The organism is Actinomycetota bacterium (assembly GCA_040754375.1).
Lineage (GTDB): Bacteria > Actinomycetota > Acidimicrobiia > Acidimicrobiales > AC-14 > JBFMCT01.
The window spans coordinates 17242-30582 of the sequence record JBFMCT010000004.1 but is presented as its reverse complement, the minus strand read 5'-3'; the positions used below and the strand labels follow the sequence as shown (position 1 = coordinate 30582).

At 72.5% G+C, this 13341-nt stretch carries 12 protein-coding genes; 6 read left to right on the top strand and 6 right to left on the bottom strand.

Translation table 11 applies throughout. From position 1 onward, the window contains the following. Positions 1-8: 8 nt before the first annotated feature. Positions 9-980, bottom strand: coding sequence for an SPFH domain-containing protein (locus AB1673_02905; protein MEW6152927.1), 972 nt, complete (start codon positions 978-980; stop codon positions 9-11). Positions 981-983: 3 nt separating this feature from the next. Continuing rightward, positions 984-1478 (bottom strand): NfeD family protein, encoded by a 495-nt coding sequence (locus AB1673_02900; GenBank protein MEW6152926.1) that lies wholly within the window; start codon positions 1476-1478, stop codon positions 984-986. 215 nt (positions 1479-1693) lie between these two features. Between AB1673_02900 and AB1673_02895 the strand changes: the two genes are divergently transcribed. From AB1673_02895 to AB1673_02885, 3 genes are read left to right on the top strand one after another with little or no spacing between them, the layout of a single operon-like run. Further along, entirely contained in the window at positions 1694-2599 is a 906-nt protein-coding gene (locus AB1673_02895; protein MEW6152925.1) for an ABC transporter ATP-binding protein, read from the top strand. Continuing rightward, positions 2596-3402, top strand: a complete 807-nt coding sequence (locus tag AB1673_02890; protein MEW6152924.1) for an ABC transporter permease subunit — start codon at positions 2596-2598, stop codon at positions 3400-3402. Before AB1673_02895 ends, AB1673_02890 begins: the two co-directional genes overlap by 4 nt. Before the next feature lie 25 nt (positions 3403-3427). After that, the gene (locus AB1673_02885; GenBank protein MEW6152923.1) at positions 3428-4126 is read left to right on the top strand and encodes a hypothetical protein; all 699 of its coding nucleotides are present in this window, start codon (positions 3428-3430) and stop codon (positions 4124-4126) included. 29 nt (positions 4127-4155) lie between these two features. Here AB1673_02885 and AB1673_02880 read toward each other — a convergent pair whose 3' ends face one another. After that, positions 4156-4569 (bottom strand): hypothetical protein, encoded by a 414-nt coding sequence (locus tag AB1673_02880; protein MEW6152922.1) that lies wholly within the window; start codon positions 4567-4569, stop codon positions 4156-4158. Between the two features lie 144 nt (positions 4570-4713). On the opposite strand from AB1673_02880, the gene leuS reads away from it, so the two are divergent. Continuing rightward, positions 4714-7143 (top strand): leucine--tRNA ligase, encoded by a 2430-nt coding sequence (gene leuS, locus AB1673_02875; protein MEW6152921.1) that lies wholly within the window; start codon positions 4714-4716, stop codon positions 7141-7143. 45 nt (positions 7144-7188) lie between these two features. Here leuS and AB1673_02870 read toward each other — a convergent pair whose 3' ends face one another. Together AB1673_02870 and AB1673_02865 are read right to left on the bottom strand one after the other, a co-directional pair. Further along, positions 7189-8355, bottom strand: a complete 1167-nt coding sequence (locus tag AB1673_02870; GenBank protein MEW6152920.1) for a hypothetical protein — start codon at positions 8353-8355, stop codon at positions 7189-7191. A 20-nt stretch (positions 8356-8375) separates the two neighbouring features. Further along, a complete protein-coding gene (locus tag AB1673_02865; GenBank protein MEW6152919.1) occupies positions 8376-9083 on the bottom strand; it encodes a Bax inhibitor-1 family protein in 708 nt (235 codons plus the stop codon). Between the two features lie 117 nt (positions 9084-9200). Here AB1673_02865 and AB1673_02860 point away from each other — a divergent pair, with 117 nt between their 5' ends. Then, the gene (locus AB1673_02860) at positions 9201-11078 is read left to right on the top strand and encodes a prolyl oligopeptidase family serine peptidase (GenBank protein ID MEW6152918.1); all 1878 of its coding nucleotides are present in this window, start codon (positions 9201-9203) and stop codon (positions 11076-11078) included. 82 nt (positions 11079-11160) lie between these two features. Beyond that, positions 11161-12354, top strand: a complete 1194-nt coding sequence (locus AB1673_02855) for a hypothetical protein (protein ID MEW6152917.1) — start codon at positions 11161-11163, stop codon at positions 12352-12354. A gap of 71 nt (positions 12355-12425) precedes the next feature. Here the strand turns inward: AB1673_02855 and AB1673_02850 are convergent, their stop codons facing one another. Next, a complete protein-coding gene (locus AB1673_02850) occupies positions 12426-13292 on the bottom strand; it encodes a hypothetical protein (GenBank protein ID MEW6152916.1) in 867 nt (288 codons plus the stop codon). Between the last annotated feature and the right edge of the window lie 49 nt (positions 13293-13341).

Here is a 13341-nt window from a genome sequence, read left to right as displayed (position 1 = left end):
GGGAGGGGTCAGTGGCGGGCGGGGGCGCCGTCGTGGGCCGCGCCGTCCATGGCCTGGAACAGCTCCTTCATGCCGCCCAGGGCGCCCAAGACGGAGCTGAGCTCGGTCGGCAGGAACAGCTTGGTGGCGTGGCCGTCGGCGATGGTGGCCAGGGCCTCGAGGTACTTGATGGCGATCAGCTCCGACGTGGGCCGGCCGTCGTGGATGGCCTGGTAGACGGCGCGGATGGCGGCCGCCTCGCCCTCGGCCACCGCCTCCTGGCGGAAGCGTTCGGCCTCGGCCGCCGTGCGGGTGGCCGAGGCCTCGCCTTCGGCCGCCAAGATGGCCGACTCGCGCAGGCCCTGGGCCTCGAGGATGGCCGACTGCTTGGCCCCCTCGGCCCGGGTGATGGCCGCCTCCCGCTCACCGGACGCGGCGGTGACGACCGCCCGCCGGGTGCGCTCGGCCTTCATCTGCTCGTGCATGGCGCTCATCACGTCGTTGGGCGGGTCGATGCGCTGGATCTCCACCCGCACCACCCGGGTGCCCCACTTGTCGGTGGCGTCGTCGAGGATCTCCCGCAGCTTGGTGTTGATCGTGTCCCGGGAGGTCAGGGCCTCGTCGAGCTGCATGTCCCCGACCACGTTGCGCAGGTTGGTCTGGGCCAGCTTGGTGACGGCCATGTAGAAGTCGACGACGTTGTAGACGAGCCGCCGGGGGTCGGTGGCCTCGTAGTAGACGACGGCGTCCACTGACACGACCACGTTGTCCGACGTGATGACCTCCTGGGGCGGCACGTCGACCACCCGCTCACGCATGTCGACACGCACCATGCGGTCGATGAACGGGAAGATCAGCCGCAGGCCCGGCTCCTCGGTGGCGTGGTACTTGCCGAGCCGCTCGACCAGGCCCCGCTCGTAGGGCCGGATGATCTTCACGGCGCTGACGACCACCACGAACATCACAAAGGCGATGGCCGCCAGCACGACGATGACCGACATTGACTACTCCTTGTCCTGCGAAATGGGGGGCAACAAGGGCGGTTCGTCGAGAGGGAGCACGACCAGGCGGGTGCCGTCCACCCGGCTGACCAGGACAGTGGAGCCCGCCCGGATGGGCACCCCCACCAGGCTCTCGGCCCTCCACTCCTCCCGGTCGAGGCGGACTGTGCCGGTCGCGCCCACCGAGCCGGGGATGTCCCGCAGCACGAAGGCCTGGCGGCCCACCCAGCGGTCGGCCCCGATCTCGGACCGCTCGCGGCTGTCGAGGCGGCGGCGCAGGGGCCACAACACCGACGAAGCCAACGCCGACACGACCACGAAGACGAGCCACAGCATCCCGACGGGGGCTCCCAGGAAGCCGGCCACGGCGGCCGCCCCGGCCCCGACACCGAAGGGCAGCAGGAAGAACGATCCGGCCACCGCGATCTCCCCGACCGTCAACCCCACGGCCAGCACGAGGAAGATCCACCGCCAGGTCTCGGGCGAACTGAAGTCCATCGACGACGACCTCCTAATGCCTCATCAGGAAAGGTTTGGCTCGTTTCTCGCTTGACCCCAAGAGGTGTCGACCGCGGGCGAGTTGGCCAGGACCAACCGAAGGTAGGGCGAGAAACGAGGCAAACCTTGACCGTGGAGGCATTAGTCGAACACGGTACCGCTGCGGCTCCTCTTCCGCCCTCGTTTTCGGACGGGCCGGTAGCGTGCGCCAACGCATGGACGGGCCCGCGGTCGAGACCAGGGAGTTGACCAAGCACTTCGGGGCCGTCCGGGCCCTGGAGGACGTGGACCTCTCGGTGCAGCCCGGCGAGGTGTTCGGGTTCCTGGGCCCCAACGGGGCCGGCAAGACGACCGCCATCCGCCTCATGCTCGACTTCCTGCGCCCCACCCGGGGGTCGGTCAGCGTGCTCGGCGGCCACGGTGGCGACCCGGCCGTGCGCGCCCGCATGGGCTACCTGCCCGCCGATGTCCATCTCGACGCCCGCTACCGGGCCGACGAGCTGTTCGCCTTCCTGGGAGCCCTGCGGGGGACGCCCGCCCCTTCCCTGCTCCCCACCCTGCTCGAACGGTTCGGGCTCGACCCGACCCGGCCCATCGGCGAACTGAGCACCGGCAACAAGCGCAAGGTGGGCATCGTCCAGGCCTTCATGCACCGCCCCGAGCTGGTCGTGCTCGACGAGCCGACCTCGGGCCTCGACCCCATCTTGCAGTACGAGTTCCTCGAGCTCGTGCGTGAACAGGTGGCGGAGGGAGCCACTGTGTTCCTGTCGTCGCACTACCTGCCCGAGGTGGAGCGGGTGGCCGACCGGGTGGGGATCCTGCGCCAGGGCCGGCTGGTGGCTCTTTCCAGCATCGCCGAGCTGCGGGCCCGGGCCCGCCAGCGCATCGACCTGTTCGTCTCCGGCCCGGCCGACCTGGCCGCCTTCGAGGGCGCGGCCGGGGTGGTCGAGGCCCACGCCCCGTCGGGCCCGGGCGGCGGACTTGTGCGCCTGGTCGTCGAGGGCCCGGTGGACGCCGCCCTCAAAGCGGCCGCCGGCTCTCTGACCGTGGAGCGCATCGTCACCCACGAGGCCGATCTCGAGGAGGTCTTCTTGGACTACTACCGCCAGGACGACCGGTGACGGTGGCCCGCCGGTTCGCCCGCGACCACCGCCGCTCGTTCCTGTGGTGGGCCGTGGGCATGGCCGCGGTGGTGGCGTTCACAGCCGCCCTGTGGCCCAGCGTGCGGGGCCAGCAGCAGTTCGAGGAACTGGTGCGCGACCTGCCCGAGGCCCTCAGGGCCCTGTTCGGTAGTGGTGAGGGCATCGCCTTCACGTCCGCCCCGGGCTACCTCCACAGCCGGCTGTTCTCCACCCTGTTCCCCCTACTGGTGATGGTGTTCGGGATCGGCCTCGGTGCCCGGGCCATCGGGGGCTCGGAAGAGGACGGTTCGCTCGAGCTGGTGGCCGCCCACCCCGTCACCCGGGCCCGGCTGGCGGCCGAGCGTTACCTGGCCATGGTCGTGCTGGTGGCCGGCCTGACGGTCGCCGGGCTGGCCGCCCTGCTGGTCGTGGGCCCGGCCGTGGGGCTGCTCGACGGGGTCGGAGTGGGCCGGGTGCTGGTGGCCGGTGTGGCCCTGCTCGGCCTCGGCCTGCTCAGCTCCTCGCTGGCCTTCGCGGCCGGCGCGGCCTTCGGCCGGCGGGGGGTGGCCGTGGCCGTGGCCAGCACGTTCTCGGTGGCCGGTTACCTGCTCCAGAGCCTGATCGCGGCCACCGACGTGTTCGACGCCGCCCGGTTCGTCTCGCCCTGGCACTGGTACCTCGACCGCAACCTGCTGGCCCAGAGCCCGACGGTGGCCGCCCTGGCCGTGCCCTACATCCTGGCCGGGGCCGTGGCCGTCGTGGGCGGTTGGCGGTTCCTCCACCGCGACCTGAAGATCCCGTGACATCCGGCGTGCCAGGCTGGTGGACGTGAACAGACAGCGGGCCGTCGCCCTGGCCGCCATCGCCGCGGTGGCCGTGGTGGTGCTGATCGTGGGCCTGTCGGGCGGTGGCGGCGAGACCGACAGGCTGTTCGCAGCCGACCGGGCGGCCGACGGGGAGACGTCCGACCGGCGCTTGCCCGCGGGCCGCTCGGGCATCGAACCCGACGTCCCCCCGGTGCTGACCGCCCCGGGGGTGAACGGTGGGGCCGCCAACCCCGACCAGCCCACCTCCGACGCCAGCGCGACCACCTCCCCGGGCTCTTCGCCCGACAGCCCCACCACCACTGCGGCGGGGGGCGGGGCTGGGGTCGGGGGCACCGGGGGCTCGACGGGCTCGGCCCCCCGCACCGGCGGTGCCGGCGGGAGCGCGGGCGCCGGTGGGGCCGGTGGTGGCACCGGGGGCTCGGGGGGCGGGGGTGGGTCGACCCTGTTCTTCACGACCGACGACAGCGGGACGACCCAGTCGGCCAAGGTGGGCGACCTCGTGCTCGTGCTTCTCGAACCGCTGAACGGCGTCCGCTACTCGGACCCGGTGTCGAGTGGGCCGGCCGTCGTGCGCGACACCAACGACGTGGTCGAGGGCATCGTGTTCACCACCTTCACGGCCGCCGCCCCGGGCACGGCCACCATCTCGGCCACGTCCGGTTCCACCACCTTTCGGGCCACCGTCACCGTCTCCGCCTGAGCGGGGTGCAGCCCCGGCTCAGCGGCCCGTCAGCACCGGCCGGTGGTGTGCAGGTCGACCCGGGCCGAGCTGAACTCGCCGGCGGCCACGTTGATGGCCGGCCGGGCCTGGGCCAGGCTGGCCTCGCTGTTGACGCCGGACGTGGCCGCCAGCACCTGGTTGTAGGCGGCGGTCAGCTCGGCCGTGCTGAGCCCCGAGGTGTCGCGGGCCGCCCGCTCGACATCGGCGTACTCGGACTCGAGGCGGCTGCGCAGCTCGCCCACCCGGGCGGCGTTGGCGGCCGTGGGCTCCAACGCGGCCAACTGGGTGACGATGGCGTCGACCTCGGCGACTTCCCGGCACAGCCGGTCGGCCTTGTCCTGGGCGGTGGACCGGTCGCGACAACCGGACAGCACCACCAGCGCCAGAGCGCACACCACAGCCGCACAACGCCTCTTGTTCACGCAGTCCCCCCTACGCCTTCGCCCTTGTCGAGTAGACGATCCTAACGGCCCTGGTTGCACGCTGCCTGCCCGTCGTGTCGGTGGCGGACGTGGGCACGCGCTAACCGGGGCGGGCCGGCGACGGGCGCCGGTACGATCGCCCCTGTGAGCACCGAGGGCCAGACCGAGCAGGGCTACGACGCCCAGCAGACCGAGCGCAAGTGGCAGGCCCGGTGGCGGGAGACGGGCGCCTACCAGGTCGACAACGGCGACCCCCGGCCCCACTTCTACTGCCTGTGCATGTACCCCTACCCGAGCGGCCCGGCCCACATGGGCCACGTGCGCAACTACACCTTCGGCGACCTGATCGTGCGCCACCGCACGATGTCGGGCTACGCCGTGCTCTCGCCCATCGGGTTCGACTCGTTCGGGCTGCCGGCCGAGAACGCCGCCATCCGCTCGGGCGTGCACCCCCGGCCGTTCACCGACGAACGCATCGGTGAGCTGAGGGCCTCGCTGGAGAGGCTGGGGTCGATGTACGACTGGCGCCGCGAGGTGCGCAGCCACGACCCCGAATACATGCGCTGGACGCAGTGGATCTTCCTGCGCCTGTGGGAGGCGGGCCTGGCCTACCGCAAGAAGGCCCCGGTGAACTGGTGCCCCGGCTGCCAGACGGTGCTGGCCAACGAGCAGGTGCTGGCCGACGGCACGTGCGAGCGCTCGGGCGACGTGGTCAGCCGCCGGGACCTCGAGCAGTGGTTCTTCAAGATCACCGACTACGCCGAGCAGTTGCTCGACGACCTCGACGGCCTCGACTGGCCCGAGCGGGTCAAGGTCATGCAGCGCAACTGGATCGGGCGCTCGGAGGGGGCCGAGTTCGACCTGGCTGTGGCTGGCCGCGAAGGCGTCTCGATCACCGTGTTCACCACCCGGCCCGACACGTCCTTCGGGATGACCTATGTCGTCCTGGCCCCCGAGCACCCGCTGGTGGAGTCGCTCACGACCCCCGAGCAGGCGGCCGCGGTGGAGGCGTTCGTGGCCCACGTCAGCCAGGAGTCCGACGTCGACCGGATGTCGTCGGAGGGCCCGCTGTCGAAGCGGGGCGTGTTCACCGGGTCGTACGCCGTGAACCCGTTCAACGACCAGCCCGTGCCTATCTACCTGGCCGACTACGTGCTGATGACCTACGGCACGGGCGCCATCATGGCCGTGCCCGGCGAGGACCAGCGCGACTGGGACTTCGCCAAGGCCTACGACCTGCCCATCGTCCGCACGGTCCAGCCCCCCGAGGGCTGGGAGGGTGAGGCCTACACGGGCGACGGCCCGGCCATCAACAGCCGGTGGCTGGACGGGCTGGGCAAGGCCGAGGCCATCGCCAAGGCCATCGAGTTCCTGGAGGAACGGGGCATCGGGCGGCGCACGGTCAACTACCGCCTGCGGGACTGGTTGCTGTCGCGCCAGCGCTACTGGGGTTGCCCCATCCCCATCGTCAACTGCCCCGAGCACGGGGCCGTGGGCGTGCCCGACGACCAACTGCCGGTGGCCCTGCCCGACGACGTCGAGTTCCGGCCCACGGGCGAGTCGCCGCTGCGCTTCCACCAGGGGTTCCTGAACGCCCCCTGCCCGAAGTGCGGCGCGCCGTCGGTGCGCGAGACCGACACCATGGACACGTTCGTCGACTCGTCGTGGTACTTCCTGCGCTTCTGCGACCCGACGAACCGCTCGGCCCCGTTCGACCCGGCCGTCGTGGAGTCGTGGATGCCCGTCGACCAGTACATCGGGGGCATCGAGCACGCCATCTTGCACCTCATGTACGCCCGGTTCTTCACCAAGGCCCTGGCCGACCTGGGGGTGGCCCCCAAGGACATGCGCGAGCCCTTCGCCCGCCTGTTCACCCAGGGCATGATCCGCATGGGCGGGTCCAAGATGTCCAAGTCGAAGGGCAACCTGGTGGCCCCTTCCAAGTACTTCGAGTCGGTAGGGGCCGACGCCCTGCGCCTGTTCCATTTGTTCGTGGGGCCGCCGGCCGACGACGTCGACTGGTCCGAGCAGTCCGACGAGGTCATTGAGGGCTGCCGGCGGTTCCTCCAGCGGGTGTGGCGCCTGGGGGTGGCCGAGCCGGTGGCCGGGGACAACGACCTCGAACGGGCCACGCACCGGCTGATCGAGAGGGTCTCGGGGGACTACGAGCGGTGGTCCTACAACACGGCGGTGGCCGCGACCATGGAGTTCACCAACCTGCTGACCAAGCGGGGCGGCGGGGACGGCTTAGCGGTCGACACCCTGCTGCTGCTGATGGCCCCCATGGTGCCCCACCTGACCGCCGAGCTGTGGGAGCGCCGCCACCCCGGCGAGCACGTCCACGACCAGCGCTGGCCGGTGGCCGACCCCGAACTGGCCCGGGCCGAGACGGCCACCATGGTCGTGCAGGTCAACGGCAAGGTCCGGGACCGCATCGAGGTCGACGCCGGCGTGGGCGCCAAGGACATGGAGCGCCTGGCCCTGGCCTCGGACAAGGTCACCGCCGCCCTCGAAGGCCGCGCCCCCCGCAAGGTCATCACCGTCCCCCCCAAGCTCGTCAACCTGGTGGTCTAGCCGGGCCGGCCCCGCGCACGGGCGGTCAGGGGCGGTCAGGGGCGGTCAGGGGCGGTAGCGGCGGCCTTCGGCCGAGGACTGGATGGGGTGGGCGCTGGGCGTCGAGGGGCCGGCCGGTTCGGTGCCGCCCCAGACGATCATCTCCGAGCCCGTCCAGACACCGGGTGGGGCCAGGCGGCCCGACCAGCGGGCCATGGGGCGCCACGTGTCGGCCGCCGGGTCGTAGGCCGCGCCGTCGCCGAAGAAGTTGGCGAACGTGCCCGGGCTGCCGCCCCACACCAGCACCTCGCGACCCGTCCAGGTGGCCGTGGGGCTGACCCGGGCGTTGAGCGGGGCCTCGGCCAGCGATCGCCACGTGCCGGCCGCCGGGTCGTAGGCCGCGCCGTCGTTGAACACCTGGCGCCAGTCCTCCCCGCCCCAGATGACGGCCTCGGTGCCCGTCCACGCGATGCGGGCGAACCGGCCTTCGAGGGGGGACCGGGGCAGGGAACGCCAGCGGTCGGTGGCCGGGTCGTAGGCCGCGCCGTCGGCGAAGGCGGTGTCACCCGTGCCGCCGCCCCACATGAGGACCTCCCGTCCCGTCCACACGATGCCGCCCCGCAGGTCGCGGGCCGACAGGGGCGAGGGCGAGAGCGTGCGCCAGCGGTCGGTGGCCGGGTCGTAGGCCGCGCCGTCGGCCAGGAGCTCGGCGCTGGCGAAGTCGCGCCCACCCCACACGACCAGTTCCTGGCCCGTCCACATGCCGGCGGTGCGGCGGGCCGGGAAGGGGGCGGACGCGATCGGCCGCCACCGGTCGGTGGCCGGGTCGTAGGCCGCGCCGTCCACGAAGCCCTCCTCGGCCGAGGCCCCGCCCCAGACGAGCAGTTCGGACCCCGTCCACGCCGACGCCATGCCCGTGCGGGGGGCGAGGGGGGCGGGGGCGATCATGCGCCAGCGGTCGGTGGCCGGGTCGTAGGCCGCGCCGTCGCCCTGGGGGTCGGCCGCGGCCCCGCTGCACGGGACCTCGCGGCAGCTCGACCCACCCCAGACGATCATCTCCGTGCCCGTCCACTCCTGTACGGCCGAGGACCGGCCGGCCAGGGGCGAGGGGCTCATGGCCAGCCACTCCCCCTCGGCCTCGGTCGGCGCGCCGCCATCGCCGGCCCCGTCCCCCGAGAGAAGGCGGACGGCACCGACGACGGCGAGGAGCACGGCGGCGGCCACGGCCGCCACCAGGGGCTTGCTGCGGCCGGCTATCGCCGCATCGCCGCGAAGAGGCGCAGGACATACCAGAACAGCAGCATCACCGAGGCGAAGAGCTGCACGGCCGCCCCCACGTAGGCCTCGGCCGGGTACTGCCGCATGATGGTCTGGGTCTGGTAGAGGATCGAACCGCCGGCCAGGGCGATCATGGCCACCGAGAACCAGACCCCGAGGTTGAACCCGAACAGGAGCGAGGACACGATCAGCACCAGGGCGGCCACGAAACCCCACTTCATGATGGGCTTCATGTAGGACAGGTCCTTGCGGGTGTTGTAGCCGACCACGCTCAGGCCGGCGAAGCCCACGGCCGTCACGAACGCGGCCGACCAGACCGTCGAGCCGGCGTCGGCCACGTTGAACAGCAGGTAGAGGAACGGGGCGAAGATCAGGGCCTCGGCCACGGCCAGGGCGAACAGCCCGGCATACTGCTTGGACGGGTTGAGCACGTCGTGGGAGGCGTTGACGGCCAGCCAGTTGACGATCATGAACCCGCCCAGCACCAGGAGCCAGGCCGACGGGCTGCCGGCGATGATCTCGTAGAGGCTGCGGGCGATCCCGGTGGTGAAGAAGAACGCCTCGATGCCGACGAAGGCGACGATGGCCAGCGCCAGGTGCTGGTACACCCGGATGACGAAGTCCGAGCGCGTCCTCTCGTCCTGGGTGGCTACGGGCTGGTAGCTCGGGGGGGCGGTTGACATCTGTGGACCTCCGTCACATCGCGGTGATGCTCACCTGTACTGACGCTACCGGGGCCGAAAAGGTTCCGCGCGGACCGCCGGGCGGGGGCAGCAGGGCCGGCATGGTTGGCTTGTGCCATGGCCGACAAGAAGAAGCCCTCCCCGACCGGCGATGCGAACGTCCCGGTTTGGGAGCAGCGGTTCCGCGCTCCGACCGCCGGGTTCCCCCACTGGGGCCGCGACGCCCCCGAGCGGATGGCCCTGGCCTCGAACGAGGGCGGGGCCTGGCAGGTCTACGCCTGGGACCGCGCCACCGGCCTTCGCCGCCAGGTGACCGACGACCCCATCGGGGTGCCGGGAGGGGCCGTGACCCCGGACGGCCGCCTGGTGGTGTGGTTCCACGACGCCACCGGTGACGAGATCGGCCAGTGGGTGGCCGAGCCCTTCGAGGGGCCCGCAGCCGGGGACAGCCACGACCGAGACGCGGCCGCCGGCGGGGGCGGGGGCCGGAGCGAGCCCGGTCACGTCCCCCTGGTGGACGGGGTGCCCGATGCGTGGAGCACGGGCCTGTCGATCGGGGACCGGTGCATCGCCCTGGGCACGGCGGCCGACGACGGTTACGCCGTGTGGGTGGCCACCGGCCCGGGGGCCGCGGCCCGGCGCCTGCACCACCACCCCGAGTTGGTCGAGGTGGCCGGATTGTCCCGTGACGGGCGCCTGCTGGCCCTCCAGCACGCCGAGCACGGCGACAACATCCACCTGGCGGTGCGGGTCGTCGACCCCCAGTCCGGTGAGGTGGCCGGCGAGCTGTGGGACGGCGAGGGCCTCGGACTGTCGGTTGCGGGCTGGGCCCGGACGCCGGGGGACCAGCGGCTGGCGTTGGTCCACGAGCGGGAGGGCAAGGACCGCCCCGCCATCTGGGACGTGGCGTCAGGCCGGCGCGAGGACCTGGCCGTCGACCTCCCCGGGGACGTGAGCGTGGCCGACTGGTTCGGTGACGGCGCCTCCCTGCTCCTGCTGCACGAACACGAAGGCCGCGACCAGCTCTACAAGCTCCACCTGCCGACGGGCGCGCTGTTCCCCCTGGAGCACCCCACCGGCACCGTGTCGGCGGCCGCCGTCCGCCCCAACGGGGAGGTCTGGCTGCGGGTGTCCAGCGGCGCCCGGCCGGCGCGTACCCTGGGCGCCCGGGACCTGCGCGAGGTCGTCCCGGCCCCTGGGGCCCCAGCCCCCGAGGGCCGGCCGTTCCAGTCCTGGTGGTTCACCGGGCCGGCGGGACCGGTGCACGGGTTCTACGTGCGCCCGCCGGGGGACGGGCCCCACCCGGTGGTCATGCTCGTCCACGGCGGGCCCACGTGGGCCTACAGCGACAGCTTCATGGCCGACGTCCAGGCGTGGGTCGACCATGGCTTCGCCGTCGGGATGGTCAACTACCGGGGTTCGACGGGCTACGGCGTGGCGTTCCGGGACGCGTTGATCGGCAACCCCGGGTTCCCGGAGGTGGAGGACGTGGTGGCCGGGCTCGACGACCTCGTGGCCCGGGGAGTGGCAGACCCGGGCCGGGCCGTCCTGGCCGGAGGCTCATGGGGCGGCTACGTCACCCTGCTGGGCGCCGGCCTGGCCCCCGACCGCTGGGCCGCGGCGGTGGCCGCCGTGCCCGTGGCCGACTACGTGGCGGCCTATCGCGACGAGGCCCCTAGCCTCCAGTCGTTCGACCGGTCGCTGTTCGGCGGGAGCCCCGACGAGGTCGGCGGTCTCTACCGGGAGCGGTCCCCGCTGAGCTACGTGGACCGGGTGAAGGCCCCCGTCCTGGTACTGGCCGGGGACAACGACAGCCGCTGCCCGATCCAACAGGTCCTGAACTACACGGACGCCCTGGCCGCCCGCGGAGGCGAGGTTGAGATCTACCGCTTCGACGCCGGGCACGGTTCGATGGTGGTCGACGAGAGGGTGCGCCAGATGGCCGCAGAACTGGCTTTCGTGCTCTCCCGAGTCTCGACCTCGACCTCGACTTGATGTTATAGACCCTACTTGACCTGCACTTTTGATCGATTGTTGGAGGTGACAGGACCACTCGGCGTGACTAGAGTTTCACCTGATGAGCGGGACGACGTCTGCTGCGCGCCTCCAACGCGTACACCTGGCCGTGGCCACCGCCGCGGCCGCCGCCGCCCTGCTCCTTGTTCTCTTCTTCGGGGCCTCGGCCGCCTCGGCCCAGACCTCGGGCAGCTCGGGGGACTCGGGCAGCACGGGTGCGGCCACGGCCGGCGGCGGCGCCGGTAGCGACGCCTCCTCGGGGGCCGGGGCCGGCTCGGATGCCGGTTCGGGAAGCAGCGGCACGGCCTCCAACACGGCCGGTGCCCTCGGGTCCGGTGGCCAGGGCGGGGGCGGCGGGGCCGCCGGGGCAGACGCCGGGGGCGGCGGGGCGGCCCTGAACATCCTCTCCGACGGGACCAGCACGGCCACCGGCGGGAGCAGCGTGGCCGTGGGCAGCGCCAACGGTGGGGCCGGCGGCAGCTCGACGGTGGTCATCAACCCCACGGCGACCAGCGGCTCGTCGGGCGCCAGCAACGCCCAGGCCAGTGCCACCAACACCGGCAACACGGGCGACGCCACCTCGACGGCCATCTCCAATCCCGTTGCCCAGTCGGGCAACTCGGGCGCCACCGGCTCGACCGGGGCGGCGACCTCCAACGTCACAGCCAACAACACCGCCATCTTGGGATCGGCCACCGCCACGGGCGGTGCGGCCAACTCGGGCAGCTCCGGCAGCTCGGGGGCCACCGGCCCGGCCACCGCGGTGGGCAACGCCAACAGCTCGGCTAACTCGGGTGCGGGTGCCGACGCCATCTCCCAGTCGGGCGGCACCGGGACGGCGTCCAACACCATCGACGCCGCCAGCCTCGGTGGGGCGGGCGGGACGGGCGGCGTGGCCGCCGGCTCGGCCGGGGCGGGCGGCGCGGCGGTCAACGTCGGCGGCGGCTCGTCCAGCGCCACCGGCGGCAGCAGCGTCGGCACGACCGTGGCCGGCGGCGGCGACGGCGGCAACAGTGGCCTCACCGCCACTCCCCTTTCGACCTCCGGTTCCTCGGGCACGTCGGGCGCCTCTTCGAGCGCGACCAACACCGGGGCGACCGGCGCCGCCAACTCGGCGGCCACTTCCAACCCTGGAGCCGCCACCGGCGGTTCGGGTGAGACCGGCCCTACGGGGCCGATCAGCGAGTCCACCTCGGCGGAGAACTCGGCGATCCTGGGCGACGCCCGGGCGCTGCGGTTCTCCGGCTTCATCTGAGCCGGCCCCCACTTCCAACACTCGACGACACTGCGCCCCCGACGGGGCGCAGTTCTCGTTCCGGGCCCGGGTCAGGAACCGAGGTCGCGCAGCAGTTTGGGGAGGTTGAGGGTGAGGACGTCCTTCAGGAGGGCGGCCAGGCTGGGGGCGACTCGCACCGAAGGGGCGGCGGCCGTCGAGACGGGCAGGGGCAGGCAGGCGTGGTTGTGGTCGAGGTCGTCCTGCACCCACTGGACGAGGGCGACGGGCCCGCCCGTGAACGACCGCTCGGGCCCGCACCAGGTGGCCGCCTGCTCGCCGTTGCGGGCACCGGCCACCCAGTTGGGGAGCTCGGGCATGGACGCCCCGCCGGTGATCACCCCCCACTGGTAGCCGGTCGAGTAGACCCCGATGGGAACGTTCTCAGTCCGCAAGTAGGCGAGCGCACCCGAGATGGAGGCCACGTTGAGGGCCTTGTCGGACGACCACGAGTTCATGGTCTCGACGTCCAGCCACCAGCTGTGGTTCGACGCCGCCCCCGTCTCGGCCTGGGCGTAGGCGAACGCCAGCCGGGCGCCGTTGTACCCATAGTTGTAGGCGCAGGCCGTCTCGTTGGACTGGCTGCAACCGGGATCGGGGCTGCGCTGGGCGTGCCAGTCGAGCGCCCGGGTGGCTGTCCCGGGATTGGCGGTATTGACGTAGAAGGCGGCCGCCGGTGCCCCCTTCGCCCATTCGTACTGCACACCCAGGCACCGGTTGTCGGTGTAGGGGCGGCCTCCGTTCACCCCCACGATGCGGAAGGCGCCGTCACCCGGCAGGGCACGCCCGCATTGGGGCCACGACACGTCGTAACCGTGGCCGTGGGCCTGGGCCCCGGACACGGCCGTGAAGGCGGGCACCAGGCCCAGACTGGCCACGCCCAGCAGGCCGGCCGCAGTGGCAACTAGAGAACGTCGCAAGGCGTCTCCCCTCGGGGTTTGGAGTCGCGTCCTTGCGGGTAACGATAGA

Coding starts and splice junctions, on each gene's coding strand:
- AB1673_02905 (MEW6152927.1), bottom strand. CDS start 980: ATGTCGGTCATCGTCGTGCTGGCGGCCATCGCCTTTGTGATGTTCGTG.
- AB1673_02900 (MEW6152926.1), bottom strand. CDS start 1,478: ATGGACTTCAGTTCGCCCGAGACCTGGCGGTGGATCTTCCTCGTGCTG.
- AB1673_02895 (MEW6152925.1), top strand. CDS start 1,694: ATGGACGGGCCCGCGGTCGAGACCAGGGAGTTGACCAAGCACTTCGGG.
- AB1673_02865 (MEW6152919.1), bottom strand. CDS start 9,083: ATGTCAACCGCCCCCCCGAGCTACCAGCCCGTAGCCACCCAGGACGAG.
- AB1673_02860 (MEW6152918.1), top strand. CDS start 9,201: ATGGCCGACAAGAAGAAGCCCTCCCCGACCGGCGATGCGAACGTCCCG.
- AB1673_02855 (MEW6152917.1), top strand. CDS start 11,161: ATGAGCGGGACGACGTCTGCTGCGCGCCTCCAACGCGTACACCTGGCC.